This window comes from Klebsiella sp. CN_Kp106 (genome assembly GCF_040064575.1).
Lineage (GTDB): Bacteria > Pseudomonadota > Gammaproteobacteria > Enterobacterales > Enterobacteriaceae > Klebsiella > Klebsiella michiganensis.
In genome coordinates, this window is the sequence record NZ_JBEAIG010000006.1 from 38,983 (window position 1) to 64,075 (window position 25,093).

The following is a 25,093-nucleotide window of genomic DNA, read 5'->3' on the forward strand; positions in this document are numbered from 1 at the left end:
CGCAAACGAATTCAGGATAAAGAGAGTCATGAGCGCTGAGATAACGCTGCCCGTCGGACAGCAAAACCAAAATATTGTTCGCCTGGCGACGGCGCAGGCGCTCGCAGGAGCAAACTCGGTGGTGTTTTACGCCACAGGGGCGATTGTGGGCAATGCCATCGCGCCCTCGCCGACGCTGGCCACGCTGCCCATCACCATTTTTGTGCTGGGGATGGCGGCCTGTATTTTGCCGTTTGGCGCGCTGGCCAGAAGACGCGGGCGCAAAACGGTCTTTATGGTCGGTACCGGCGCCGGCGTGTTGACGGGAGCGCTGGCGGCGCTGGCGGTCGCGATCGCTTCGTTCGGACTGTTCTGTCTCGCGGCCTTTTTCGGCGGCGCCTATGCGGCGGTGGCGGTGTCCTTCCGCTTTGCCGCTACCGACGGCGTCAGCGGCGAGCGGCGCGCGCGGGCGCTCTCGCTGGTCATGGGCGGCGGCGTGGCGGCGGGGATCATCGGCCCGATGCTGGTGACCGCGACCATGAATTTGTGGCCGCCGCACACCTTTGCGATGACCTTTATCGCTCAGGGGCTGGTGGCGGCGGTATCCGCGCTGGTCTTGCTGGGGGTAAAAACCCCCGAGCCGGCGGCGCAGGCCAAATCGGGCGGGCGCCCGCTGGGCGAAATCGTGCGCCAGCCGGGGTTTTCCCGGACGGTTTTTAGCGGCGCTATATCCTATATGGTGATGAACTTCCTGATGACCGCGGCGCCGCTTTCCATGCATATGCACGGGATCTCCCAGCAGGCGTCGAATCTGGGCATTCAGTGGCACGTGATCGCCATGTACGGTCCCGGATTTTTTACCGGCAAGCTGATTAATCGCTTCGGCGCCCGGCGTATTAACGCGGCCGGTTTAGTTCTGCTGCTGCTGTCGGTGATGGTTGGCCTCGCCGGTATCGACGTGATGCACTACTGGCTGTCGCTGATCCTGCTGGGTATCGGCTGGAACTTCGGCTTTACCGGCGCGTCGGCGCAGATCATGGATTTCCACCGGCCGGAAGAGAAAACTCAGGTGCAATCGCTGAATGATTTTATTGTCTTCGGCGTCATGATGATTGGCTCATTTTCCTCGGGCGCGTTGATGAACCTCTTCGGCTGGAATGCCGTGCTGTGGGGTTCGCTGGTGCCGGTTGCGGTTGCGCTGATCGCATTGTTGGCAGGCCGACGCCCAACGCTAAGGGGTTAATCCTCTTAGCTTTTCAAACGCAGGCGGAATTATTTTTCCGCTTTTTATTTCTGCCGCGAGAGCAAATTTAAAATATGAATTGGTAGGGTGAGATAAAATTCATCTCTCTTTTTTACTGCTTAATGGAAACACGCTAATGTGAATCCTCTCATTAATGTTTTACCCGTTTGTATAATAAGGGTGAATACATGGAAAATTGAGCAAAGGGGTGAGATTTTTAGCCGCCGCGCGCAGCGCAGAATAATATAGTGATGATAGGGTGTGGTTATTATATCTATAGGTCCTGCCTGTCATCGGCTTTGACGCTAATCAATATCCACGGCGCCGTCACCGCTATGATGTTACGTGAAACTATAAATATAAAACGTCATTATCTCAGCTGCAATGCCTCAAAGGAATGATCTTATGAAGAAAATTGCGACCATTACAGCCTCGGTCATTACCGCAGGCGTGTTATGTTATTTAGGGTTGTCAGGCTATATCTGGTATTACGACAGTCAGCGTATTAAAAAAAACGACGTCCGGTTCTCGGCGGTTGCCGAGAATAATAAAGTTCTCTCTTTTTTTAGTGAAAAAGGTTGCGACTATTGCCATACGCCCTCGGCGGAGTTGCCCTTTTACGCCGCTTTTCCCGTTGCCAAACAGCTGATGGATTATGACGTACAGCTGGGATACAAATCCTTTAACCTTCAATCCGTGCGTACGTCACTGATTGACGATAAACCCGTTTCACAAAGTGAATTAAACAAGATTGAGTGGGTTATGCAGCATCAAACGATGCCGCCTACGCGATACGTCGCGCTGCACTGGACCGGCGGCGTTAGCGACAGCGAACGTATTGAGATACTCAACTGGATTAAGCACCAGCGCGAGCGCTACTACGCCAGCGCTGATACCGCCGCGCAGCATCGCAATGAACCTCTCCAGCCGATCCCTAAAAAGCTGCCCGTTGATGAGCGGAAAGCTGCGCTGGGTTTTCGTCTTTATCACGACGCGCGAATGTCCGGGGATAGCACCATTTCTTGCGCACACTGCCATGCGTTAAACGCGGGCGGGGTCGATGGCAGAAAAACGTCTATCGGCGTGGGGGGCGCTGTTGGGCCAATTAACGCGCCAACGGTATTTAACGCCGTCTTTAATATTGAGCAATTCTGGGACGGACGGGCATCAACGCTGCAAGAACAGGCCGGTGGCCCGCCGTTAAACCCCATTGAGATGGCATCAAAATCCTGGGGAGACATTATTAATAAACTGGATAAAGATCCCGTATTGAAAAAGGATTTTTTAGCCGTTTATCCGCAAGGTTTTAGCGGTGAGCGCATCACTGACGCTATCGCTGAATTTGAAAAAACATTAATTACCCCCGACGCGCCATTTGATAATTGGCTGCGCGGTGATGAAGACGCGCTGACCGCGCAACAAAAACATGGCTATCAGCTATTTAAAGATAATAAATGTGCTACCTGTCACGGCGGTATTATTCTCGGCGGCCGCTCTTTTGAACCGCTGGGGCTGAAGCGTGATTTTAATTTTGGTGAAATCACGGCTGCTGATATTGGCCGAATGAATGTGACGAAAGAGGTACGGGATAAATTACGCCAAAAAGTGCCGGGTCTACGCAACGTGGCGCTCACCGCGCCCTATTTTCATCGCGGTGATGTTCCGACGCTTGATGGCGCAGTAAAACTGATGCTGCGCTATCAGGTCGGTACGGATTTAGCGCAAAAAGATATCGATGATATTGTCGCTTTTCTGCATAGCCTGACCGGTGTTTATACGCCGTATCAGCCGGGGCAATAACGGGATGATGAGCGAAAGTTCCCGGAGCTGGCTCAGGGCCATTAAACTGCACTGCGAACGCGATGGTCGGACGCTGCTGAAAGATTTTTCATTCAGCGTTTCGGCGGGCGATTGGGTGCAGATAGCCGGAGGCAACGGTGCGGGGAAAACCACTCTCCTGCGCCTGCTTATCGGGCTGGCCCGCGCTGATGCCGGAGAAATCTACTGGCAGGGCCGCCCTCTGCATCGCGTGCGCGATAGCTACCAGCAAAACCTGCTGTGGATTGGCCATAAGCCGGGAATCAAAGCCAGGCTGACCGCCATGGAAAACCTGCGCTTTCTCCATCAACACGATGATATCGCCCAGTGCCGGGAGGCCCTTAAGCAGGCCGGGCTTGCCGGCTTCGACGATATTCCTGTTAACCAGCTCTCCGCCGGTCAGCAGCAGCGCGTGGCGCTGTCGCGCCTCTGGCTGACCCGCGCCCGCCTGTGGATCCTCGACGAACCTTTTACCGCCGTCGATACGGAGGGCGTCGAACGCCTGATTCAGCGCATGGCGCAGCACACGGAGCAAGGCGGCATCGTCATTTTCACTGCTCATCAATCAATTAGCGCGGCATCCGACAGGATTCGACGCATTGCGCTGTGCGGCGAGAGGGCGGAACCGTGATGTGGCGGATTTTTTGCCTTGAACTGCGGGTCGCGTTTCGCCATCGCGCGGAAATCGCCAATCCGCTGTGGTTTTTTCTGATTGTCATTACGCTGTTTCCGCTTGCCGTTGGTCCGGAGCCGCAGCTGCTGGCGCGGCTGACGCCCGGCATTATTTGGGTCGCTGCGCTGCTCTCCTCGCTGCTGGCGCTCGAGCGCTTGTTTCGCGACGACTTACAGGACGGCAGCCTTGAACAGCTGATGCTGCTGCCTTTACCGCTGCCGGCGGTGGTCGTGGCTAAAGTGATGGCTCACTGGGTGGTCACCGGTGTGCCCCTGCTGATCCTGTCGCCGCTGGTGGCTCTGCTGCTGGGCATGGACGTCTATGGCTGGAAAATTATGGCGCTGACCCTGCTATTAGGGACGCCGACGCTGGGGTTCCTCGGCGCGCCGGGCGTGGGGCTCACCGTCGGACTTAAGCGCGGCGGCGCGCTGTTAAGCATTCTGGTTCTGCCGCTGACTATTCCCTTACTTATTTTTGCTACCGCCGCGATGGATGCGGCCTCCATGCATCTGCCCGTGGCGGGGTATATGGCGATATTGGGCGCGCTGCTGGCGGGCAGCGCAACGTTAAGCCCCTTTGCGACGGCGGCGGCGCTACGCGTCAGTCTGCACTAGCGCGGTTTTTGATGGATGGCGCTTATCAGGTTTGCGGCGCCTGGGATTCAGGCCCGGGCTTATCAATGGATTTATCTTTATTTCTGGTGACTGAAATATGAGGAAAACAGGGATTCAACTGACGAATCCGCCGCGGCTTTATCAGCTCTGCGGCAGGGTCGCTCCGTGGCTGGGCGGCGCCAGCGCGCTGGTACTGATCGCAGGCTGGGTCTGGGGATTTGGCTTTGCGCCCGCGGACTATCAGCAGGGCGAGAGCTATCGCATTATCTATCTGCATGTTCCGGCGGCAATGTGGTCTATGGGCATTTATGCCCTGATGGCGGCCGCGGCGTTCATCGGCGTGGTCTGGCAGATGAAAATGGCCAATCTGGCGCTGGCGGCGATGGCGCCCGTGGGGGCGGTGTTTACTTTTGTGGCGCTGGTGACCGGTTCCGCGTGGGGTAAGCCAATGTGGGGAACCTGGTGGGTTTGGGATGCCAGATTGACCTCTGAGCTGGTGCTGCTGTTTCTCTACGTCGGCGCGATAGCGCTGTGGCACGCTTTTGACGATCGCCGTCTGGCCGGGCGCGCGGCGGCTATTCTGGTGCTGATTGGCGTGGTGAATTTACCTATCGTTCACTACTCGGTTGAGTGGTGGAACACCCTGCATCAGGGCTCAACGAATATGCAGCAAAGCATCGCCCCGGCGATGCGCGCGCCGCTGCGGCTGGCGATTATCGGCTACCTGCTGCTGTTTATCACGCTGGCGCTAATGCGCATGCGGAATCTGATTTTGCTCATGGAAAAACGTCGCCCGTGGGTCAGTGAACTGATTTTAAAAAGAGGTCGTCGATGAGCAGCGCATTTACAAGCTGGAGTGATTTCCTGACCATGGGCGGCTATGCCTTTTACGTCTGGCTGGCGGTGGCGTTGACCATTCTCCCGCTGGCGGCGCTGGTCGCGCACAGCGCGATCCTGCATCGTGTCATTCTGCGCGATATCGCCCGGCAGCGCGCCCGTGAAGCCCGCAGGCGCGCGGCGCGGGAGGCGATATGAATATTCGCCGCAAAAACCGCCTGTGGGTCGCCCTCGCGGTGATCGCCGGGCTAACGCTGACCACCGCGCTGGTGCTCTATGCGCTGCGTTCCAGTATCGACCTGTTCTATACGCCTGGCGAAATCCTCTACGGCAAGCGCGAAACGCAGCAGCGGCCCGAGCGGGGTCAGCGTCTGCGCGTCGGCGGGATGGTCGCGCCCGGCAGCGTGAAGCGGGATGCGAATTCGCTGCAGGTGAGTTTTAGCATCTATGACGCCGAAGGTTCGGTGGACGTCAGCTACGAAGGCATTCTGCCGGACCTGTTCCGCGAAGGGCAGGGCGTGGTGGTTCAGGGCGAGCTTGATGCGCACAACCGGATACAGGCGAAAGAAGTGCTCGCCAAACACGATGAGAACTACACTCCGCCAGACGTGGAAAAAGCGATGGAGAGCAACCATCGTCGCCCGGATAGCGCCTACAGGGACACATCCTTATGATGCCTGAAGTCGGCAACGGGCTGCTGTGCCTGGCGCTTGGCGTCGCGCTACTGCTTTCCGTCTATCCGCTGTGGGGCGCGGCGCGGGGGGACAGGCGAATGATGGCCTCTTCCCGGGTATTTGCCGTTCTGCTGTTCATCCTCATTATGGGCGCCTTTATGGTGCTGATTAACGCCTTCATTACCAACGATTTTACGTTGAGCTACGTGGCCAGTAACGCCAATACTCAGCTGCCGGTCCGGTACCGCGTGGCCGCAGCCTGGGGCGCACATGAAGGTTCGCTGCTGCTATGGGTGCTGCTGATGAGCGGCTGGACAGTGGCGGTAGCGCTGCGCAGCAGGCGAATGCCGCTTGATATTGTCGCCCGGGTGCTGGCGGTGATGGGAACGATCAGCGTTGGCTTTCTGCTGTTTATTCTGTTCACCTCCAACCCGTTTGCCCGTACGCTGCCGGAATTTGCCATTGAAGGGCGCGACCTGAACCCGCTGTTGCAGGACCCCGGGCTCATTTTCCATCCGCCGCTGCTGTATATGGGCTATGTGGGCTTCTCGGTGAGTTTTGCCCTGGCGATAGCCGCGCTGTTGAGCGGGCGGCTGGATAGCACCTTCGCGCGCTTCTCTCGCCCATGGACGCTGGCGGCGTGGGCGTTCCTGACGCTCGGTATTGTGCTGGGCTCCGCGTGGGCTTACTACGAGCTCGGATGGGGAGGCTGGTGGTTCTGGGATCCGGTGGAAAACGCGTCGCTGATGCCATGGCTGGCCGGCACCGCGCTGCTGCATTCGCTGGCGGTCACTGAACAGCGCGCCAGCTTCAAGGCGTGGACGCTTCTGCTCGCTATCTGCGCATTTTCGCTCTGTCTGCTGGGGACCTTTCTGGTACGTTCCGGCGTGCTGGTCTCGGTTCACGCTTTTACCTCCGACCCGGCGCGCGGCATGTTTATTCTTGCCTTTATGGTGCTGGTCATTGGCGGCTCTTTACTGCTGTTCGCCATGCGTGGCTATAAAGTCCGCTCTCGGGTAAATAATGCGCTCTGGTCGCGCGAGTCGCTGCTGCTCGGCAACAACGTTCTGCTGATGGTCGCTATGCTCACGGTGCTGCTGGGTACGCTGCTGCCGCTGGTGCATAAACAGCTGGGTCTCGGCAGTATTTCGATTGGCGCGCCGTTCTTTAATACGATGTTTAGCTGGCTGATGGCGCCGTTTGCGCTCCTGATGGGCATCGGCCCGCTGGTGCGCTGGGGGCGCGATCGCCCGCGTAAGCTCAGGAGGCTGCTGGTTATCGCCTGCGCAAGCACGCTGGCGCTGTCGCTTCTGTTGCCGTGGTGGTTGGGCGATAAGATTGTCGCCATGACGGTGGTCGGGCTGGCGATGGCCTGTTGGGTCTTTGTGCTGGCGGGAGTAGAGATCGCTTTGCGGGTTTCACGCGGCGCCAGGATGACCCTCAGCTACTGGGGAATGGTCGCAGGCCACCTCGGGCTGGCGGTCACCCTCGTGGGTATCGCCTTTAGTCAAAATTACAGCGTGGAGCGCGACGTGCGCATGCGGGTGGGCGACAGCGTCGATGTCCATGAATATCGCTTTTCTTTCCGTGAGGTCAAAGAGGCGATCGGCCCAAACTATCGCTCCGCCGTCGCGGTGATTGGCGTCATGCGACGCGGTGAACCGCAGGCGATACTGAATGCGGAAAAGCGCTTTTACCACAGCAGCAGCGCCATGATGACCGAAGCGGCGGTTGACGGCGGATTCACCCGCGATCTCTATGCCGCGCTGGGCGAAGAGCTGGGCAACGGCGCCTGGGCCGTACGCCTTTATTATAAACCGTTCGTACGCTGGATTTGGGCCGGGGGAGTGCTGATGGCGCTGGGCGGGCTGTTGTGCCTGTGCGATCCGCGCTATCGCCCGCGCCGCGGATATCCTGGCGCGGAGGCCAGATGAAGCGCTGTACGTTGTTGATGCCGCTGGTCATGTTTATGGCTATCGCGATGCTGCTGCTGTGGCAGCTGGCGCGTAATGTGGAAGGGGACGATCCCAATAGCCTGGAGTCGGCGCTGATCGGAAAACCGGTACCGATTTTCCGTCTTGAGGCGCTGGAAGATCCCGGGCAGCATTTTCAGTCGGATGCGCTGGCCCAGGGCAAACCGCTGCTGCTTAACGTCTGGGCGACCTGGTGCCCGACCTGTCGCGCAGAGCATCAGTATTTGAATCAGCTTTCCGCGCGGGGGATCCGCGTGGTGGGGCTGAACTACAAAGACGATCGGCAGAAAGCAATTGGCTGGCTGAACACGCTGGGCAATCCCTACGCGCTGAGCCTGTTTGACGGCGACGGGATGCTCGGGCTGGATCTCGGAGTCTACGGCGCGCCGGAGACGTTTTTGATCGATGGACAGGGGATCATTCGCTACCGCCACGCGGGTGATCTTAACGATCGGGTGTGGGAGCGCGAATTCAGGCCGCTGTGGGAGAAGTTTAGCCGGGAGGCTGCGCCATGAGATTATTACTGAGCGCGCTGATGCTGCTGCTTTGCGCAAACGCGCTGGCCGCTATTGATGTCATGCCGTTTAAGGACGAGGAGCAGGAACAGCGGTTTCGCCTGCTTACGGAGCAGTTTCGGTGCCCGAAATGCCAGAACAATAGCATTGCGGATTCCAGTTCCGCGATCGCGGCCGACCTGCGGCAGAAAGTTTTTACGCTCATGCAGGAAGGAAAAAGCGACAGCGATATTGTGGACTACATGGTGGCGCGCTACGGCAACTTCGTTACCTACGATCCGCCATTAACCCCGCTGACGATGCTGCTGTGGGTCGTGCCGGCCGCAGCGATCGCCATGGGCGGTTGGGCTATAGTGGCCCGCTCCCGCCGCCGCGTCAGGCCAGGGCAGGAGACGTTTTCTGACGGCCGGGCGCCGGAGGATAAATCCGCCGGGCCGTGGATTTTTATACCTGGCGCGGTGCTTGCGCTGGCGGTAGGTGCGGTCAGCTATAGCCAGACCGGCCACTATCAGCAGGTGCAACGCTGGCAGCAGGCGGTGGCTCAGACGCCGGCTCTGTTGGCGCGGGTGCAGGATCCAAAGGCGCAGCCGCTTGATGAAGACGAACTGCGGCGTCTGGCCCTCGGGCTACGCACGACGCTGTGGCAAAATCCGGACGCTTCTATTGAGGACTGGCTTATGCTTGGGCGTCTCGGCAGGGTCCTGGACAACGCCGCTATGGCGACTCAGGCCTATGCTCGCGCTTACGCGCTGGCTCCGGATAACGATAGTGCGGCATTTGGCTATGCGGAGGCGCTGCTGCGGGTATCTGACCCGCGGGGCGATGCGCTGGTGCGCCAACTGATGGAGAGCCAGCGCGTTAACGACCGCCTGCTTAATCTGTACGCGCTCAGTGCATCAGAGCAGGCGCATTTCAGCGAGGCGCTGACGGCGTGGCGGTTGCTGCTAAAACGATTACCGCCGGACGATACGCGCCGGGCGGTCATTGAGCATCATATCAACCAGACGGAGCAACGGTTAACCCACGAACATCCCGCCGTTGACGCGCAAGGTTAATAACCGCTCCGTTTGTTCACCAGGTTTTTCAGCGGCAGCGCCTGCTGCTGCCGCCGGATGTTGTCCAGCAGCTGGCGGGCAATCACCTCCGTCTGCGCGATGGAGGCCATATGCGGCGTGATCGCCACCTGCGGGTGTTGCCACAGCGGGTCCTCCTGGGGCAGGGGCTCGACGGGGAAGACGTCCAGCACCGCGCCGGACAGCTTGCCGCTATCCAGCGCCTCGAGCACGTCCTGATTCACCATATGCTCGCCGCGGCCGCAGTTAATCAGCGACGCGCCGTCGGGCAGCTGCTGCAGTAAAGGATGGGCGAGGATACCTCGCGTCTCCCCGGTTAACGGCAGGACGTTGATCAGCGCATCCAGCTGGCCAAGGAATTCGCCAGCCTGCGCCTCTCCGTGGTAGCAGCGCACGCCGGCAAGGGATTTTTCGCTACGCGCCCAGCCGGAAACCCGATACCCCAGCGCGGCCAGCTGCGAGGCGATATAGCCGCCAATTTCGCCGAGGCCCATGACGCCAACGTGATAATCGGCCGCCGCTCGCTGCGGATACATCTTCCAGACGCGCTCGCGCTGGTGGGCCAGTGCCCGGTCAAAGTGACGCTGAAACCACAGCACGCCCCACAGCGCGTATTCAAACATACCGTGACGAAAATCTTCATCCACCACCCGGCAGAGCGGAACGTCGCTGGCGAAAACGCTGGCGGGCAAATGGTCTACGCCGGCAGACGCGGCCTGGATCAGCTTCAGCTGAGGCGAGCGCGCCAGCAGCTGCGGGTCGGGAAACCAGCAGCAGGCGTATTGCGCCTCGCGGGCGGCGGGGTCCTCGGGCAGAACCGTTTTCACTTCCGGGAATAGTGCGAACGCGGCGCAAATCTCCCGGGTGTACTGAGGATCGTTACAATCCACGACGATGGTGAACTGAGTCATAGGCATTAGCTCTTATAAGAAGTATCAAGACGGTCGAGGCGCCGCAGCCACGCCTGCCACACCAGCTGGCGTTCATATTCAACCCCCATTAGCTGCTCACAGGCGTGCCGGCTCAGTGGTTCAGGTATCGTATGGATGGGGCCGAGCGGCGCCAGCTGCGCGGCGGCCATCTGGATCTCGCAGGCGCGGTTCAGGTAGTACATGATGTAAAACGCATCGGCGACGGTGCGCCCGACCGACAGCAGCCCGTGGCTTTGCAGGATCATAGCGATGTTCTCGCCGAGCGAGCGCTGGATCCGCACGCGTTCATCGAGATCGAATGCGACGCCTTCATAAGGATGGTAGCCGACGCGTTGATAAAATTCGGTGCTGATTTGGTTAAGCTGCAGCAGCCCGTCTGCGCAGGCGGCAACGGCCATCCCCGGCAGCGTGTGGGTGTGGATCACGCAGTGGGCGTCTTCCCGGGCCATATGGACCGCGCTATGAATGGTAAATCCCGCCGAGTTTGCCGGGGCGCTGCCCTCGACGACCTTACCCTGCATATCGACCACGATTAAGTTGCTGGCGGTGACTTCGTCAAACATCATGCCAAAGGGGTTAATCAAAAAACGCGGCTCGCCGTCGCCGGGCAGGCGCACGGAGAAGTGGGTATACAGCGTGTCTTCCCAGCCGAAGAGCGCCGCCAGACGATAGGCGGCGGCCAGCTGCTGGCGTAGTTCCCGTTCAGTTGCCATTTATTGCACTCCCATAAATTCACGAATGCGGGTGAGGGTCGGATCGGCGGCATCGCTGCGAATGCGCTGCGGCGGCATATCGCTCTGCACGACGCCGTTTTCCATCATCACCACCCGGTCAGAAATTGATAAGGCGAAGTCCATCTCGTGGGTCACGATAATCATCGTCATGCCTTCGCGGGCGAGGGACTGAATGACCTTCAGCACTTCGCCAACCAGTTCAGGGTCCAGCGCCGACGTGGGTTCATCAAACAGCATGATGTCCGGTTTCAGCGCCAGGGCGCGGGCGATGGCCACGCGCTGCTGCTGGCCGCCGGAGAGCTGGTACGGGTACTTTTCGGCGTGCGCCAGCAGACCGACGCGATCCAGCAGCCACAGCGCCTGCTCTCTGGCGGCGGCGCGGTCGAGCAGCTTGTGATAGAGCGGGGCGAGCATCACGTTATCCAGCACCGTGCGGTGGGGAAACAGGTTGAAGCCCTGGAACACCATGCCGATGCGGCGTACGCCCGCGCGCATTTGCTGTTTATCCACAACGGAGGCGCCCTTCAGGTAATCCTCGCCGTAAAGAATGATCTCGCCGCCGTCGATGCTTTCAAGAGCGTTAATGGTGCGGATCAGGGTGGTCTTGCCGGAGCCGGACGGGCCGATGATGCTGATTACCTCGCCGTTTTCCACTTTCAGGTCGATGCCTTTCAGCACGTGGTGCTGGCCCCAGGATTTTTCGATGGCGTGCAGATCCAGCGCCGGTGGGTTGCCGCTGGCGGCCTGCGCTTTTTGCGTCTGTACCGGCGGCTTCAGGTTCTGGCGCAGGGTTTCGCATTCATGCTCGTTGAGCGTTTGCGGGCGCTTACGCTGAATATCCAGCAGGTTTTCCAGCGCCCGGAACAGCCAGCTAAACATCGTGACGACCATAACGTAGTAAATGGCGACCGCCAGCAGCGTCTCCATGACGAGAAAATTCTGCGCGTACAGGCGCTGGCCGGTCAGCAGCAGCTCCGGCAGCGAAATAACCGACAGAATCGAGCTGAGCTTGATGATGGTGATGTATTCGTTAATCAGCGTGGGCAGGGAAATACGAAAAGCCTGCGGGATAATAATTAAGCGCTGAATCCCGATAAAGCTAAAGCTTAAGGCATGCCCGGCTTCGCTTTGCCCCCTGGCGACCGAAAGCAGGCCGCCGCGATGGATTTCCGCCATGTAGGCCGCTTCGGTCACCGTCATCGAGACCAGCCCGGCAATAAACGGAACGCCGAGCAGCGGTTGGGTGGCCGGAAACAGCTGCGGCAGGTTATAGACAAAGACCAGCAGGACCATCAGCGGTACGCTGCGGAAAAACCAAATATAGAGTTCGACGGGAACCTTCAGCCAGCGCGGGCCGGAGAGCTTCGCGCAGGCTAAAAGAAAACCTAATATCAGGCCAATAAACCAGGACAATGAACTGACGACAACCACGGTGACACACGCCTGCCAGAATGCCCCAACGCTAAATAATGAAAAAAAGTATCCCCAATCGAACTCCATACCGACTCCCGTTTAATTATTGTATTAATTGATGCTTTCTAAGTTGTATTTCTTGATGATGGCGTCATATTTGCCGTTGGCTTTAAGGGTGGCTAACGTTGATTTAATGGCCTCGGCCAGCTCGGTGTTGCCTTTGGCGACGTAAATTCCCAGCGGCAGCGGATAGACCAGACGGTTCGAGCTAATGGCCAGGCGGCCGCGGCTTTTCTCGACGATAATTTGCGCCGCCGGGGCGATTTCTAACTGGGCGTTGATATTTTTCGACAGCAGGGCCTGGGAGGCTTCCGGCGCGGTCGGGAATTCCTGGATACTAATGGCCGGTTTGCCGTTTTTCAGGCAGTACTCGTCGGAGTGCGTTTTCAGGCTGGAAACCCAGGCGGTACCCGCCTGCAGACCTACCTTCACGCCGCACAGTTCGTCTTCCGTTTTTGGCTGAATGGCGCTGCTTTTCAGCGCAATAATGGACGCGCCGGACAGGGCGTAAGGGATGGCGTCCGCCTGCTTCTGGCGCTCGGGCGTCACGTACATCCCGGAGATCACCGCATCGTATTTTTTACCGATACCTAAGATCAGGCTGGTGAATTTCGTGTCGATAAGCTGCGGTTTTGCCTTCAGCTGTTCGGCGATCAGCGCCGAGAACTCCGGGTCAATGCCGACAATATTGTTATTGCTGTCATAGGATTCAAAAGGCGGATAGGTCACCTCCATCCCGACTTTAAAGACGCCCTCGGTCAGCAGCTCAGCGGCCTGAGCCAGCGGTGAAAAACAAGCGGCGACGGCGATGGATAAAGCCACACGGCGCGAGAGTTTTTTTAGCGTTTTGTTCATCATTTATCCTCACGGGTTATTTACGGTTTTTTGCTGTGCTTGTTTTTTCAGATGGCCAAAGGTGTTAGTGCCGCGGGCGCGTTCGGGGAGCTGGAGCTCGCCTCGGGTGACTTTCTCGCGCAGGTAGCGATAGGTCTGTAACGCCTGGCTCCACATATGCTCACCAATGCTCAGTTCTTGATATTCGCTGGCTTCGCCTGCCTCAAGGAAGCCCGGCAGCGGGCGAATCAGCGTGTGGTAGTCGCAGGCGAAAAACAGCGGGAAGGAGTAGCGTTCCTGCGGCACCTTGCGTACGCGGTGTGCGGTTGCAACAAATGTGCCAGCGCTCAGGACTTCCAGCATGTCGCCGATATTAATCACGAAAGCCTCTTCTCCGGCCGCGTTCTTCAGCGGCGGGGCGTCGATCCAGTCGCTATCTTCATTCAGCACTTCAAGACCCGGCTGGTCGGCGAGCAGCAGGGTGAAGCATTCATAGTCGGTGTGTGCACCAATACCGGGAACATCTTCGGCGCTGGCGTCAAAGGGGTAGTGGATCAGACGCAGCTTTGACGGCGGGCAGGTAACCATCGACCTGAAATAGCCCTCCGGCAGGCCAAGGGCGAGAGCGAAGGCGTCAAACAGGCGATGCCCAAGGGCGAAGACCGCGTCATAGTAGGCCAGCACGCGGGATTGAAATTCCGGCACGTCCGGCCACTCGTTGGCGCCAATCAGCGGCGTTTTCGCCACGACGAACGGGTGGTCGTCGGCGGCCTGAAAGCCGATATCAAACGCCTCTTTGTGATCCGGCTTGCCGGAGCCGTAAATCTCTTCCCCTTCGGGAACGTAGCCCTTATGGCTTTTCGACTGTCCGATGTAGTACGCCATCTTGCGCTCCATCGGCAGGGCGAAAATCTCTTTGGCCGCCGCGCGGATCCCGGCAATCAGTTCAGGCGCGATGCCGTGGCCGGTAACGTAGAAAAAGCCGACTTCGCGGGCCGCCTGGCCGATGGCGTCGGCCACCGCCTGGCGTCGGACGAGATCGTCGCAGGCCAGGTCGCTGATATCGATGGTCGGTAATTCAGTAAACGAACTTTTTGCAGCGGTCATTTCTTCCGTTCCTTATTCAGTTTGCGAGGTGAATTCAACAAAATGCTGCTGTTCACGCTGGGCCATCCAGGCGTTCAGCGACCACAGGTCGGCGACCGGAACGTTGGTAAACGGCAGGTGATGCAGGTAGCCATCGGGGCCAAATTCCGGCGTAAGCGTGGTGTACTGGTAGCCGCGCCGGCGCTGCGATTGCCAGATCTGTTCCCAGAAGCGCTGCTGAAACCGCAGGGCCGCCCGATATTCCGGCGCGGCGGGGTGCGGCACCTGCGGCCCCTGGTCGTACCCGGCGCGGGCCTGAATATGGTGGACCCGTTCGATAAAGGCGCTGAAGTCATCGCAGGGGTCATCCAGCAGGCGTTCGCTTACCACGATCCAGTGGCTGATATCGGCGGTAAAGCGCAGCTGCGGCAGCTGTTGAATTATCTCCAGCGTCAGCCACGGGCTATACAGCGACGTGGCGCGATGGGTTTCAAAGCTGCAGAACAGTTCATATTCGGCGGCGAGCTCATGCGCTCTGCCGAGAAAATCCACCTGCTGCGCCAGCGGCCAGCGGTCGTTACCGGCCAGCAGATTGACGAAGCGCGGATTAAGCGCTTTTGCCGCCGCAAAACGTTCTTTTAAGCGCTCCAGATGCTGCGCGGGCGTCTCGGCCTGGGCCGGAATAACTCCGCCGCCGCTGAACACAATGGCGATATACTCAAGCGCGGACGCTTCGATGCGTTGGGCCAGCGTCCGCTGCTCTTCTGGCGTCAGCGGAACCCGCGCTTCAATGCCGCAGCAGCCGACGCTCCGGAGTTCGCTGACCGTTTGCTGCCACGGGGTGGTGACGCCCCACAGCGTGCGAAAGACGTTAAGCTGCATGGTTTTTCCTCTATGGATATTTCACGCCCGGGAGAACGCAGAGCATTTCATACAGCAGGTTGGCGGCCAGCTGGGACGTGTTGCCGCTGACGTCATAGGGGGGCGAGACCTCGACCAGGTCGCAGCCAATCAGGTTCAGACCGCGGCAGCCGCGCACGATTTCCAGCGCCTGAATCGACGTCAGTCCGCCCACTTCCGGAGTTCCGGTGCCGGGGGCCCAGATCGGGTCGAGGCTATCAATATCGAAGCTGAGATAAACCGGGCCAGCCCCCATTTGCTGGCGCACTTCGGCCATTAGCGGAGTCAAAGATTTGTGCCAGCACTGCTCGGCCTGAACCAGACGAAAACCGCGATCGACGCCCCACTGGAAGTCACCGGCGGCGTAGCCCTGCGCGCGCTGGCCAATCTGCACGACGCGTTTAAGATCCAGCAGCCCCTCTTCGACGGCGCGGCGGAAGGTGGTGCCGTGGGCAATCTTTTCGCCGAACATTTCATCGTTGGTATCTGTGTGGGCATCGACGTGAATCAGCCCAACCGGACCGTGCTTTTTGGTCAGCGCGCGCAGGATCGGCAGGGTAATGGTGTGATCGCCTCCCAGCGTCAGAGGGATAAGCGGAAAACTATTTAAACCGGTGTAGTAATCCTCGATAATCTGCACCGATTTGAGCAGGTTGTAGGTATTGATCGGTACATCACCGATATCTGCCACCGACAAGGAATCAAAAGGCGCGGCGCCGGTGGCCATGTTATACGGGCGAATCATTACCGATTCGGTACGAATATAGCGCGGTCCGTAGCGCGTTCCGGAACGCTGTGAGGTTCCGATATCCAGCGGGATGCCGACAAACGCTGCATCAAGTCCCTGTAAATCTTCGATAAATGGCAGGCGCATCATCGTGGCGCGGCCACCAAAACGCGGCATCTCGTTGCCACCCTGCGGTTGATGAAAGACGTTATCCATTTCAGCTCCTGAATCTGACAAACAAAACTCAACAGCAGGGATAGTGCGAAAGATGTGCTGGACTTTAAATCGTCTGCCGCAAATACTTAGTTCATTTATTAGTGAACTAAGACGCCATGCTTAACGACGCGACGCTTAACATTCGACAGCTCCAGGTTTTTGAGGCGGTGGCCCGTCTTGAGAGCTATGGCCGGGCCCAGCAGGAGCTGGGGATTTCCGTTTCCGCGATCAGCAATGCGATGTCGCAGCTGGAAGGCCAGCTTGGCTTTAGCCTGTGTCAGCGCGGGCGCGGCGGCTTTGCGTTGACCGAAAAAGGGCAGCATTTTTTACAGCAGGCGATCCGCGTGCTGAGCGAACTGAATGAACTGGAGCGCCAGTCGGCGCTGCTGAAAGGCGAGCATAGCGGCACGATTTGTATCTCAACGCTTGATTCCATCGAGACGGAAACCGCGCTGTCGCTGCCGGTCGTGCTGCGCAGCTTTAGCGATAAGTTTCCTAATGTGCATATCAAGCTGATTATCCGTACCCCGGCGGAACAGCTTAACGGCGTATTGAATAACCATATCGATCTCGCCATCGGCAGCTACAACTCGCGGGTGCATAACATCATCAGCGAACCGCTCTATCGCGAGCAGCACTGGCTCTACTGCAGCGACCTGCATCCCATGTTCTTCAGTCGACAGCTCGATAAAGAGCTGATCAGCCAGTGTCCGCTGGTGACGCGCAGCTACTGGAATACCAGCGATCTGCGGCGGCGCGGGTTCAGCAAGGGCAGCGCGACCGTTGAAACCGTCGATGCGCAGCTGCTGCTCATCCTCTCCGGGAAATACATCGGCTACCTTCCCGAGCACTACGCCTGGCCGTGGATTAAGGAGAATCGCCTGCGCGTACTGCTGCCCAATGAGTTTGGCTTTCAATCTCCCTTCTCGGCGATATGCAAGCGCGGGCGCAGCAACGAACCCTACCTGAAGGAGTTTCGCAATCTACTCAAGAAGAATACGGTGGCCAGACCGAAGTGGAGCGAATGAGATTCGTATTGAATGAGTAACAGCTTATGCCTGATTAGAATTGTAAAAAGACCGCTCAATATCAGGCATATAAAAGGTAATGTGCCATTAATCATATGTGGCTAAGAAAAAGCTTAGATAAAAATATCGTCCTGCACCTGGATAATTCCCATTCCCGACCTGGTTAAAAAATGACCTTTTTGTGTGTTTTTTCTGAATTAATGTTAAATCCAACGCCTGACGTTGTTTGTTAAAATTTTTTCTGCTGCAATCGACAAATATATTTTTGACGTATTTTTTTTCTAATGGATGGGAAGATGATAAGAAATAGCTTATTGGCATTGGTGTGCATTTCTGTAGGTTTATTACAGGGGTGTACTAATGGTAAAAAACCGCAGAGCGCACTCATAAAAAAAGATGTCATTCAAAATGAACAGCCCGCGCAGGTTCCTGCTTTACAGCAGTGTATCCAGGATGCCGACGCTTTAGTTAAGCTCGATAAAAAGTTTCAGCAGGACTCAAACGAGCTATATGGTTTAATCAATGACGCTAAGTTTTATGCTTCTGTTTCAGACCAAACCTCCGCCAGCGTAAAATCAACGATTACACCGCTTTTTGAATACAAGATAAACGATAAGTGTAATAGCATTTCGCAGAAATTAATTAAAGAGTTTGAAAGCCGGGCAAGAAAAGCTGAACTCAAGGATGGGCTGGCCAGATGATGGACGCTAAGGGGAAACTGAATATATGCAATCTACGAGGTCCTGCGATTGTATTTGCTCTTTTTACCCTTATTGTTGTGTTTCCTGCTCGTGCTGAGCCGGGAGACTTCCTTGATAATATATCGAAACTCGAAATAAACAATCCGCCGGCCTCAGGCGCCGCCAGCGGGGAGTCGGTCTCGTCTAAGCAAAATAACGATAGCCCTGATAAAAAAACGCCTCAGAAGCAGGACGTCGTCAGAAAAAAAAGTCATCAGAATAAAACAGAGAGTACGATTAACGCTCTGCGGAAACAGAATGCGGAGCTGAGCGCTGCCGCCAAAGCGGCGGAGAAAAAGCGCGCTGAAACGACGCGCGAACTGTCGGCGCAGATCGCCGCCCTGAAGGCTCAGAGTGAACAGCGTGTACAGAAAGAGATCGGCGAAACTGCCGCCGTGAGCGCGCTGAGCAAAAAGAACGCCGAGCTGGCCGCCGCTGCCGAAGCGGCGCAGAAAAAACTGGATGAGACCACCCGCTCGCTGACGGCGCAGATCGCCGCATTGACGGCACAGCGTGCACAGAACGAAAGCGGGCAGACCACCGCGCTTGATGCGCTGAGCAAAAAGAACGCCGAGCTGGCCGCCGCTGTCGAAGCGGCGCAGAAAAAACTGGATGAGACCACCCGCACGCTGTCGGTGCAGATTGCCGCGCTGAAAACGCAGAAGGAGCAGAGTGAGAACCTGCAGAAATCGACGATCGATACGCTGACGGGAAAGAATCTGGAACTGCGCGCCGCTGCCGAATCTGCACAGAAAAAGCAGGATGAGACAACCCGCGCGCTGTCGGCGCAGATTGCCGCGCTGAACAAGCAGCGCGCGGAAAGAGAAGGCCAGCATAAAACCGCGCTTGATGCGCTGACCAAAAAGAACGCCGAGCTGGCCGCCGCCGCCGAAGCGGCGCAGAAAAAGCAGGATGAGACCATCCGCGCGCTGTCGGCGCAGATCTCCATGCTGAACAAGCAGCACGCGGAAAGAGAAGGCCAGCAGAAAACCGCGCTTGATGCGCTGAGCAAAAAGAACGCCGAGCTGGCCGCTGCCGCCGAAGCGGCGCAGAAAAAGCAGGATGAGACCATCCGCGCGCTGACGGCGCAGATCGCCATGCTGAACAAGCAGCACGCGGAGAGGGAAGAGCAGCAGAAAACCGCGCTTGATGCGCTGAGCAAAAAGAACGCCGAGCTGAACGCCGCCGCCGCAACCGCGCAGAAAGAATATGATGTTTCAGTCGCTGCTTTAAACGATAAAAATAAAAAATTACAGTCTACGCTCGATAGCCTGGCCATCAAGCAAAGTGATTTAAGCCTTGCGGATAAAAGTCATAAAAATGCCTATGCGCTCGGCGTTTTCTACCTTACCCAGGCGCTATCCGATGTGAATAAAATGGCCGACAATAATGTCAAGCTGGCGCCTTCAGCGTTGGTTTCCGGGTTTAACGACGCTTATAATAAAAAAATTAAAATTAAAGAAAATGAAATAGAAAGTATCGTTAACATGCTTAACGAACAACTATCGTCTAAGTACGTCGATATTGAAAAAAGAATCATGGCAAAAATCAAAAATAAAAAATATGAGATTTTGCCTAATGGCGTATATTTTGTGGTTGATAAAAAAGGAAAGGAGCCGTACAAGTCGAATGAGACTTTGTCTATGAATATCCTTGAGAAGAAGCTTGATGGTACGCCGATACTCAATACGATGAATTCAAAGATGGTTTACGATAAGCAAATCGATCCGCTAATGGCCAAAGTATTATCATCCGGATTAAAAGGGGGAACGGTCACGCTATATGGACAGGCCGGCTCGCTGTATAGCAGCACGCCTGCGGACCTGAACCCGGATACCTTAATCTCCATTACCTTCGAACTCATTCCCTGAGCGATCAATCGCGGCTCCCCGCCGACTTGCGTATCCGCAAAGCCATCGCCCGCATACCTGGGGGGCAGTCAGATGTCCGGGACGGACATCATGGCTGCAACTATCGCCTGGCGGGCAGAATATTGCCCATCGCGCTTTCAACCGATCGCTTCCGGCAGCAGTCAATCCAGCTGCATGAGGTTTGACTCAAAGGCGGTGACGCCCGAGGCCTCTCCGGCGTAATGCGCCGCTTCGTCATACGGGGCGAGGTGTGAAAAGCAGCATATTACCATTCTCAACGAGTATGAAGACGGAACTGCGATCCTGTCCCTGTTGCTTTCCCAATGAATCCCGACTTGATATCTGCCGGATATTATTTGTGAATTTTATATTAATCTTGCCAGTCATTAATTATAACCATATTTATGCCCAGAGCTGGGCGGTTTACAGACTGTAAACCATAAAAAAATAATTTATTTCACACTCCGCTATTCGCGATGTTTTCAGTGTCAGGAGTGATCTTTATTTCCGCGGCACATTGATTTGCATCAATCAACTCCGTCTATTCAGATATGAATTTAATTCATATTCCTCTGCCAGGTATACACTCAGCCTTTATTGTAAGCAAAAGGTTGTTGTTACATACCAGCTTTGTTTGTCTGATGCGTTTCATTTTTACATTTGCCTTAAGGTGTCTGAGGAAAGTCTTATAATGGACTTTGGGGCCGGCAGGTTGATATTTTTTGGCGCTTTGCTCTACTATATCCTGGTCATCACACGCCGTTATCTTTAACTCATTATTCCTCACGGGAAGGGACCGCTATGGCTGATACGTTCCAGAATGAGGTGCCCAGGGCACGCATTTTCAGAAAAGAGTTCGAAAATATCCTGAAAGACCCGGCGCTAACGCAGGAATTACGCGACGAAATCAGCGCGCTGGCTCCGAAATAAACGGCGTGCGTTATTTAATAGATTAACCGGGAATATGCTGGACGCGCAGGTGGCTGATTCTGTGGCCCGAACGGCGCTGGCAGCCGGCCCGGCGCTGACCGGAGAGGAGATGTACTGATGGCCAATGTTTATACTCTGATTTCAGTCTGTCAGGCCGCTGCTGATGCGCTGGCGGTACAAACGCAACAACGTCTGCTGTTGTGGAATAACTGGCTGCAGCCGCTGTCAGCCGATAAACCCGCGGGGGACGATCCCGGCTACGATGATGATTTCCAGCAGATGCGCGAAGAGGTGAACAAGATCACCGGTGCGGATAGCGATCTGATTTGTAGGTTGGCCGAAAAACTGCTCACCACCGTGACCAAAGATATTCGCGTTGCCTCATATTACGCGTGGGCGCGGCTGCACCGGGATGGCGAAAGCGGTCTGGCGGACGGACTGGAACTGCTGGCCGGGCTGATGCAGGGTTTTGGCGAGCAGCTGCACCCGCTGCGGGAGCGCAGCCGAAGGGCCGCATTTGACTGGCTCGCCGGACAGCGGATGCTTGACAGCCTGTCGCTGTACCCCGAGGCCGGCAGTACTGATGCCTTGCGTATCAGCGGCGCATTATTGCTGATGGAGCAGGCGCAGGAGGGGACTGTCCCCGATGCGCTGTGCGGCGTCCTCGAGACCCGTCTGTTGAAGTCGGGCGGGCCGGATGCCGTCGTGCCGCAGAATGTCAGCGATGTTTCGCCCTCTCAGGCAAACAACTATACGCCGGCGCTGAGCCCTATCACCTCCGGCCAGGAACTGCTGACGCAGGCGCGTATCCTGGCGAAATATCTCGGTGACCAGCCGGAGGGTTGGCTGGCCGCTCACCATCTGATGAAAAGCATCCGCCACGACACGCTATATCAGCTGCCGCCGCTATCAGCAGAAGGCAGAACCCGTATTGAACCGCCGAAGCCGGACCAGCGGGCATTGCTGAAGCGGTTGTATCTCCAGCAGAGTTGGACAGAACTGCTGGAACAGGCTGACGGGATGTTTTCTCGTGGCGCGAATCATCTGTGGCTGGACCTGCAGTGGTATATCCACCAGGCTCTGCTGAAGGCTGGGCGGGAAGCGGAAGCCGCTATTATTCAGAATGACCTGAAAGGGCTGCTGACCCGGCTGACGGGGCTGGAAGGACTGGCATTTAACGACGGCACGCCGTTTGCCGATGAGGTCACGCTGAACTGGATACAACAGCAGGTGCTGGAGAACGCCGCAGGCTGGCGGGATGATACTGCCGCCAGCGCCGCTACCGCATCCGGCGATGACGATATTCTGCTGCTGGAGCCGGAGGCCCTCGCGGTTGCCGACAGCGACGGCCCGGAGGCGGCGCTGGCCTGGCTGCAGAACCGCCCGGGTATCACCAGCGTGCGCAGCCGCTGGCTGCTGCGCCTGCTGATGGCGCGTATTGCCGAGCAGACCGGCAAAAATGAGCTGGCGCAACACCTGCTGGCGGAACTGGGCGCGGATGCTGCCGGAATTCCGCTGGCACAATGGGAGACAGGTCTGCTGTTCGAAGTCAAAGCCCGCCACCTCAGGCTGCTACGCCTGAAGGCCGGGCGCAGTGAAACCGACAAAAACCGCCTGCAGTCTGCTATGGACCGCCTGCTTGCCGAGCTGATTGCCATCGATCCCGCCCGCGCCGTAGTGCTGTGCGCTTAATCTGTTTACGAAAAATAAGGTGGCGGGAGCGGCGATGAAAAAAAGAGAATGCCGCTCAGCGCATATCTCACAACGTATTAAAAGTTAACGGGGGCGATAAAGTGTCGGCCAGAGAACGTTTTTTTAAGAAAGTGCAGCAGAACTCCGATAGCACACCGACCGGCAATAAATCCGCTGAGGCGGAAATTCAGGCATTCCGCCGCCGGATGGATGCGCTGGTGCAGCTAATCAGCCAGTGGTTTGCGGGTTCCGGCATTGAGATCATTCTATCAACAAAGCATATTCATGATCTGAGCACGATCGGCTATAGCCTGAACAGCGGTATATGCCGTTATGACATCACCACAATCCGGCTACAGAACGGCGATCGTCACGTCAGCATAGTACCTGAACAGCTCTGTCGAGGTGTGGAAACGGGCTGCATGACAATGCGGGTTAATGCTCCTGGAATCACTCAGCTGTTTTACCTGAGCATGGCGCCGGAAACGGGCTGGTTTATCCGCCGCGAACATCAGAGCGAAAAAGAGAATGCCATCATGACGGAAGAGCTCTTTTTCCATGCCGTTGATTGCCTTGCCTGAATAGTCGCAGCGGTTTCTCATATTGTGCAGGCAACCGTTGCCTGACCCATTACAGATATTCGGGCTGTCTGCTCTGAAGGCTTCATGCTTGTGCTTTCAGCCGCAATGAGCCTCTTAATGAGTTTTACCATTTTAGGACCCGCGTTTTTTGGCTCTTTCTCCTGGAGCCCAAAAAGGCACCACAAGGCTGCGGTCCTCAGTCATTCCCGCCAGACCGATATAGACACAAAAAAGCCCGCAGGGCTTACGCCGTGCGGGCTCTTAGGACTTCATCGGATGACTCTGGTAATCACCGCTGGAGAATTTTGGTGGGCTGGCGGAGTCTGAATTGGTTGTGTAATTCATTGAATTAATTTGAATAACTGCTAGTTCAACTTTTCTTAGGTGCCTATTTGGGTGCCTAAAAGTTTTTTCTCCCTTTGATGAGAAAGAAGACGAGATAGGGACTGTGCGTGGTGATATCTAGTTGAGTCGTCACACTGAAAAACAGATTTGACCTGGTAACCATTTCTTGCGCAGCAAACGCGCCGCGCATATACGGTTTGGGCTTACCTTTTATCAAACGCTTAGACTACTATTCGCCTGCGAAATTTTTTGGATAAAAGCCATCATCACCAATGCAGCATCGAAAAATGCTTAATTAAAAATGCTCACGCCTGCATCCCCTTACCCCGTGCCAGGTTAATTCTTTCAACGCATTCCTTAAACGCTTTAAGTTGCTCCGTAGAGAGTTCAGATTCATCAATTTTGACCAGAAGAGCGTTGAGAGAGCGTTCAATATCATTTTTAATTAACCGTAAGCAGATAACCTTAACCCAACGTGGAGAGAGCTTACTGAGGCCAATTGCTCTTGTGATTTGTAATTTCATGCGATGCCTCTCAACCGCCAGTGTGCCGGTTTTCAACCTCGGTTATAACACGCAATGGACAGGACTTCTGTTATTCCTTCGCCTAAAATTTAGCATGAAGCGCTTAGCTTGGGTGCAACCAGGATTTCATTAAACATCAAAATTAGTTTTGCATCATGACGCGCAAGCGCCACGTCATAACCAGAGTTACTAGTTCACCTCAAGGTAGTTTTTCATATTCTGACACAGGATGGGATATCTCCTTTGTGCCATAGTGGATGTTATTAATCTCATGCAGTATGGATTCACGAAAAATATACGTTAAATTTTGTCCTGATTGACACGGGATGAAAGCTCCTGATAGCTCTCTTTTCTCTCGCTGTAACGATCTGCAAGATAACCAGTTTGTCCCTTAAGCAGCACCGTGATTTTAAACAGCTCCTCGGCTACATCGACGATACGGTCATACCATGACGAAGGTTTCATTCGGCCGTTTTCGTCGAACTCTTGCCATGCCTTAGCAATGGAGGACTGGTTGGGGATAGTGAACATCCGCATCCATCGGCCCAGAATGCGCATTTGGTTCACCGCATTAAAGGACTGCGAACCACCGCAGACCTGCATCACTGCAAGTGTCTTGCCCTGCGAAGGACGAACCGCGCCTTCACTTAAGGGTATCCAGTCTATTTGCGCCTTCATCACCGCGCTCATCGTCCCATGCCGCTCAGGGGAACTCCACACCATCCCGTCACACCATCTGACCAGGCCGCGTAGTTCGGTGACCTTAGGGTGCGTGTCTGGCGCATCATCAGGCAGGGGTAAACCAGAGGGGTTAAAGAATTCCACCTCCGCGCCCATTGCAGTCAGAAGACGACCGGCTTCCTCCGCGGCAAAGCGGCTGTAGGAGCGCTCTCTTACTGAGCCATACAGGATAAGAATCCGTGGTGGCGCTTGCAGGTTCATGCGTTCAGCGATGTGTTGATCAAAGAATTCAATATTAAGGGCAGGAAATTGTTCCATTTTTCTCCTCCGGAGAGAGTAGATGATTTCAAATTTAACACATATGATTTATCATATATATATTCTAAAGGGAACGGAGTGA

Annotated in this window: 24 protein-coding genes and 2 pseudogenes; 16 read left to right on the top strand and 10 right to left on the bottom strand. The window is 56.2% G+C overall.

Features of this window, described 5'->3' with window-relative positions:
* Positions 1–28: 28 nt before the first annotated feature.
* The 10 genes from ABLU96_RS04945 (at position 29) to ABLU96_RS04990 (ending at position 9,381) form a co-directional block, all read left to right on the top strand.
* Positions 29–1,222 (top strand): MFS transporter, encoded by a 1,194-nt coding sequence (locus tag ABLU96_RS04945; RefSeq protein WP_014839275.1) that lies wholly within the window; start codon positions 29–31, stop codon positions 1,220–1,222.
* 405 nt (positions 1,223–1,627) lie between these two features.
* A complete protein-coding gene (locus tag ABLU96_RS04950) occupies positions 1,628–3,022 on the top strand; it encodes a cytochrome-c peroxidase (protein ID WP_025107305.1) in 1,395 nt (464 codons plus the stop codon).
* Positions 3,023–3,029: 7 nt separating this feature from the next.
* Positions 3,030–3,671 (top strand): cytochrome c biogenesis heme-transporting ATPase CcmA, encoded by a 642-nt coding sequence (gene ccmA, locus ABLU96_RS04955; RefSeq protein WP_029946929.1) that lies wholly within the window; start codon positions 3,030–3,032, stop codon positions 3,669–3,671.
* Entirely contained in the window at positions 3,671–4,327 is a 657-nt protein-coding gene (ccmB, locus tag ABLU96_RS04960; RefSeq protein ID WP_086074038.1) for a heme exporter protein CcmB, read from the top strand. Before ccmA ends, ccmB begins: the two co-directional genes overlap by 1 nt.
* 97 nt (positions 4,328–4,424) lie before the next feature.
* Positions 4,425–5,162 (top strand): heme ABC transporter permease, encoded by a 738-nt coding sequence (locus ABLU96_RS04965; protein WP_025107308.1) that lies wholly within the window; start codon positions 4,425–4,427, stop codon positions 5,160–5,162.
* Positions 5,159–5,362 (top strand): heme exporter protein CcmD, encoded by a 204-nt coding sequence (gene ccmD / locus ABLU96_RS04970; RefSeq protein ID WP_025107309.1) that lies wholly within the window; start codon positions 5,159–5,161, stop codon positions 5,360–5,362. Before ABLU96_RS04965 ends, ccmD begins: the two co-directional genes overlap by 4 nt.
* Complete coding sequence (gene ccmE, locus ABLU96_RS04975) at positions 5,359–5,838, top strand: cytochrome c maturation protein CcmE (protein WP_025107310.1); 480 nt, start codon at positions 5,359–5,361, stop codon at positions 5,836–5,838. Before ccmD ends, ccmE begins: the two co-directional genes overlap by 4 nt.
* Positions 5,835–7,772, top strand: coding sequence for a heme lyase CcmF/NrfE family subunit (locus ABLU96_RS04980; protein WP_064406087.1), 1,938 nt, complete (start codon positions 5,835–5,837; stop codon positions 7,770–7,772). The genes ccmE and ABLU96_RS04980 overlap by 4 nt, the downstream gene beginning before the upstream one ends.
* Complete coding sequence (gene dsbE / locus ABLU96_RS04985) at positions 7,769–8,326, top strand: thiol:disulfide interchange protein DsbE (RefSeq protein ID WP_025107312.1); 558 nt, start codon at positions 7,769–7,771, stop codon at positions 8,324–8,326. The genes ABLU96_RS04980 and dsbE overlap by 4 nt, the downstream gene beginning before the upstream one ends.
* Positions 8,323–9,381 carry a cytochrome c-type biogenesis protein CcmH gene (locus tag ABLU96_RS04990; protein WP_064406088.1) on the top strand — a complete coding sequence of 353 codons (1,059 nt, stop codon included), beginning with the start codon at positions 8,323–8,325 and terminating at the stop codon, positions 9,379–9,381. Before dsbE ends, ABLU96_RS04990 begins: the two co-directional genes overlap by 4 nt.
* Here the strand turns inward: ABLU96_RS04990 and ABLU96_RS04995 are convergent.
* Genes ABLU96_RS04995 through speB form a run of 7 tightly spaced genes read right to left on the bottom strand, consistent with a single transcriptional unit; the run spans position 9,378 to position 16,301 of the window.
* The gene (locus ABLU96_RS04995) at positions 9,378–10,310 is read right to left on the bottom strand and encodes a glyoxylate/hydroxypyruvate reductase A (RefSeq protein WP_064406105.1); all 933 of its coding nucleotides are present in this window, start codon (positions 10,308–10,310) and stop codon (positions 9,378–9,380) included. The two genes, ABLU96_RS04990 and ABLU96_RS04995, sit on opposite strands and share 4 nt — an antisense overlap.
* 5 nt (positions 10,311–10,315) lie before the next feature.
* Positions 10,316–11,044: a class II aldolase/adducin family protein gene (locus ABLU96_RS05000; protein ID WP_064406090.1), complete on the bottom strand. Its 729-nt coding sequence runs from the start codon at positions 11,042–11,044 to the stop codon at positions 10,316–10,318.
* Positions 11,045–12,565 (bottom strand): amino acid ABC transporter permease/ATP-binding protein, encoded by a 1,521-nt coding sequence (locus ABLU96_RS05005; protein WP_064377896.1) that lies wholly within the window; start codon positions 12,563–12,565, stop codon positions 11,045–11,047. It abuts the gene before it with no gap.
* A gap of 24 nt (positions 12,566–12,589) precedes the next feature.
* Entirely contained in the window at positions 12,590–13,393 is an 804-nt protein-coding gene (locus tag ABLU96_RS05010) for an ABC transporter substrate-binding protein (protein ID WP_348862359.1), read from the bottom strand.
* A gap of 9 nt (positions 13,394–13,402) precedes the next feature.
* Positions 13,403–14,479 (bottom strand): 2-oxoglutarate and iron-dependent oxygenase domain-containing protein, encoded by a 1,077-nt coding sequence (locus tag ABLU96_RS05015; RefSeq protein ID WP_014226468.1) that lies wholly within the window; start codon positions 14,477–14,479, stop codon positions 13,403–13,405.
* Between the two features lie 12 nt (positions 14,480–14,491).
* Positions 14,492–15,340, bottom strand: coding sequence for a TIM barrel protein (locus tag ABLU96_RS05020; RefSeq protein ID WP_025107317.1), 849 nt, complete (start codon positions 15,338–15,340; stop codon positions 14,492–14,494).
* Between the two features lie 10 nt (positions 15,341–15,350).
* Complete coding sequence (gene speB / locus ABLU96_RS05025) at positions 15,351–16,301, bottom strand: agmatinase (RefSeq protein ID WP_014226466.1); 951 nt, start codon at positions 16,299–16,301, stop codon at positions 15,351–15,353.
* Positions 16,302–16,417: 116 nt separating this feature from the next.
* Here speB and ABLU96_RS05030 point away from each other — a divergent pair, with 116 nt between their 5' ends.
* From ABLU96_RS05030 to ABLU96_RS05040, 3 genes are all read left to right on the top strand, one after another.
* On the top strand, positions 16,418–17,329 hold the full coding sequence (locus ABLU96_RS05030) for a LysR family transcriptional regulator (RefSeq protein ID WP_004135102.1): 912 nt from the start codon (positions 16,418–16,420) through the stop codon (positions 17,327–17,329).
* A gap of 296 nt (positions 17,330–17,625) precedes the next feature.
* Complete coding sequence (locus ABLU96_RS05035; RefSeq protein WP_014226465.1) at positions 17,626–18,030, top strand: hypothetical protein; 405 nt, start codon at positions 17,626–17,628, stop codon at positions 18,028–18,030.
* Positions 18,027–19,940 carry a hypothetical protein gene (locus ABLU96_RS05040; RefSeq protein WP_064406093.1) on the top strand — a complete coding sequence of 638 codons (1,914 nt, stop codon included), beginning with the start codon at positions 18,027–18,029 and terminating at the stop codon, positions 19,938–19,940. Before ABLU96_RS05035 ends, ABLU96_RS05040 begins: the two co-directional genes overlap by 4 nt.
* A 161-nt stretch (positions 19,941–20,101) precedes the next feature.
* Here ABLU96_RS05040 and ABLU96_RS05045 read toward each other — a convergent pair.
* Positions 20,102–20,191: pseudogene (locus tag ABLU96_RS05045) on the bottom strand (MurR/RpiR family transcriptional regulator); the annotation flags it as partial.
* Positions 20,192–20,783: 592 nt separating this feature from the next.
* Here ABLU96_RS05045 and ABLU96_RS05050 point away from each other — a divergent pair.
* The 3 genes and pseudogenes from ABLU96_RS05050 to ABLU96_RS05060 all read left to right on the top strand — a co-directional run.
* Positions 20,784–20,870, top strand: a pseudogene (locus ABLU96_RS05050) (type VI secretion system contractile sheath small subunit); the annotation flags it as partial.
* A 117-nt stretch (positions 20,871–20,987) separates the two neighbouring features.
* Complete coding sequence (gene tssA, locus ABLU96_RS05055; RefSeq protein ID WP_064406094.1) at positions 20,988–22,562, top strand: type VI secretion system protein TssA; 1,575 nt, start codon at positions 20,988–20,990, stop codon at positions 22,560–22,562.
* A gap of 101 nt (positions 22,563–22,663) precedes the next feature.
* Positions 22,664–23,143, top strand: coding sequence for a hypothetical protein (locus ABLU96_RS05060; protein ID WP_064406095.1), 480 nt, complete (start codon positions 22,664–22,666; stop codon positions 23,141–23,143).
* A gap of 650 nt (positions 23,144–23,793) precedes the next feature.
* Here the strand turns inward: ABLU96_RS05060 and ABLU96_RS05065 are convergent.
* Both ABLU96_RS05065 and arsH read right to left on the bottom strand, forming a co-directional pair.
* Complete coding sequence (locus ABLU96_RS05065; RefSeq protein WP_010434242.1) at positions 23,794–24,012, bottom strand: hypothetical protein; 219 nt, start codon at positions 24,010–24,012, stop codon at positions 23,794–23,796.
* Between the two features lie 300 nt (positions 24,013–24,312).
* Positions 24,313–25,011, bottom strand: coding sequence for an arsenical resistance protein ArsH (gene arsH / locus ABLU96_RS05070; protein ID WP_024274591.1), 699 nt, complete (start codon positions 25,009–25,011; stop codon positions 24,313–24,315).
* Between the last annotated feature and the right edge of the window lie 82 nt (positions 25,012–25,093).

What these genes read in the sequence shown, in the direction of transcription:
- ABLU96_RS04945 (WP_014839275.1), top strand. Translation starts at nt 29, where the DNA reads ATGAGCGCTGAGATAACGCTGCCCGTCGGACAGCAAAACCAAAATATT.
- ABLU96_RS04950 (WP_025107305.1), top strand. Translation starts at nt 1,628, where the DNA reads ATGAAGAAAATTGCGACCATTACAGCCTCGGTCATTACCGCAGGCGTG.
- ccmA (WP_029946929.1), top strand. Translation starts at nt 3,030, where the DNA reads ATGAGCGAAAGTTCCCGGAGCTGGCTCAGGGCCATTAAACTGCACTGC.
- ccmB (WP_086074038.1), top strand. Translation starts at nt 3,671, where the DNA reads ATGTGGCGGATTTTTTGCCTTGAACTGCGGGTCGCGTTTCGCCATCGC.
- ABLU96_RS04965 (WP_025107308.1), top strand. Translation starts at nt 4,425, where the DNA reads ATGAGGAAAACAGGGATTCAACTGACGAATCCGCCGCGGCTTTATCAG.
- ccmD (WP_025107309.1), top strand. Translation starts at nt 5,159, where the DNA reads ATGAGCAGCGCATTTACAAGCTGGAGTGATTTCCTGACCATGGGCGGC.
- ccmE (WP_025107310.1), top strand. Translation starts at nt 5,359, where the DNA reads ATGAATATTCGCCGCAAAAACCGCCTGTGGGTCGCCCTCGCGGTGATC.
- ABLU96_RS04980 (WP_064406087.1), top strand. Translation starts at nt 5,835, where the DNA reads ATGATGCCTGAAGTCGGCAACGGGCTGCTGTGCCTGGCGCTTGGCGTC.
- dsbE (WP_025107312.1), top strand. Translation starts at nt 7,769, where the DNA reads ATGAAGCGCTGTACGTTGTTGATGCCGCTGGTCATGTTTATGGCTATC.
- ABLU96_RS04990 (WP_064406088.1), top strand. Translation starts at nt 8,323, where the DNA reads ATGAGATTATTACTGAGCGCGCTGATGCTGCTGCTTTGCGCAAACGCG.
- ABLU96_RS04995 (WP_064406105.1), bottom strand. Translation starts at nt 10,310, where the DNA reads ATGACTCAGTTCACCATCGTCGTGGATTGTAACGATCCTCAGTACACC.
- ABLU96_RS05000 (WP_064406090.1), bottom strand. Translation starts at nt 11,044, where the DNA reads ATGGCAACTGAACGGGAACTACGCCAGCAGCTGGCCGCCGCCTATCGT.
- ABLU96_RS05005 (WP_064377896.1), bottom strand. Translation starts at nt 12,565, where the DNA reads ATGGAGTTCGATTGGGGATACTTTTTTTCATTATTTAGCGTTGGGGCA.
- ABLU96_RS05010 (WP_348862359.1), bottom strand. Translation starts at nt 13,393, where the DNA reads ATGAACAAAACGCTAAAAAAACTCTCGCGCCGTGTGGCTTTATCCATC.
- ABLU96_RS05015 (WP_014226468.1), bottom strand. Translation starts at nt 14,479, where the DNA reads ATGACCGCTGCAAAAAGTTCGTTTACTGAATTACCGACCATCGATATC.
- ABLU96_RS05020 (WP_025107317.1), bottom strand. Translation starts at nt 15,340, where the DNA reads ATGCAGCTTAACGTCTTTCGCACGCTGTGGGGCGTCACCACCCCGTGG.
- speB (WP_014226466.1), bottom strand. Translation starts at nt 16,301, where the DNA reads ATGGATAACGTCTTTCATCAACCGCAGGGTGGCAACGAGATGCCGCGT.
- ABLU96_RS05030 (WP_004135102.1), top strand. Translation starts at nt 16,418, where the DNA reads ATGCTTAACGACGCGACGCTTAACATTCGACAGCTCCAGGTTTTTGAG.
- ABLU96_RS05035 (WP_014226465.1), top strand. Translation starts at nt 17,626, where the DNA reads ATGATAAGAAATAGCTTATTGGCATTGGTGTGCATTTCTGTAGGTTTA.
- ABLU96_RS05040 (WP_064406093.1), top strand. Translation starts at nt 18,027, where the DNA reads ATGATGGACGCTAAGGGGAAACTGAATATATGCAATCTACGAGGTCCT.
- tssA (WP_064406094.1), top strand. Translation starts at nt 20,988, where the DNA reads ATGGCCAATGTTTATACTCTGATTTCAGTCTGTCAGGCCGCTGCTGAT.
- ABLU96_RS05065 (WP_010434242.1), bottom strand. Translation starts at nt 24,012, where the DNA reads ATGAAATTACAAATCACAAGAGCAATTGGCCTCAGTAAGCTCTCTCCA.
- arsH (WP_024274591.1), bottom strand. Translation starts at nt 25,011, where the DNA reads ATGGAACAATTTCCTGCCCTTAATATTGAATTCTTTGATCAACACATC.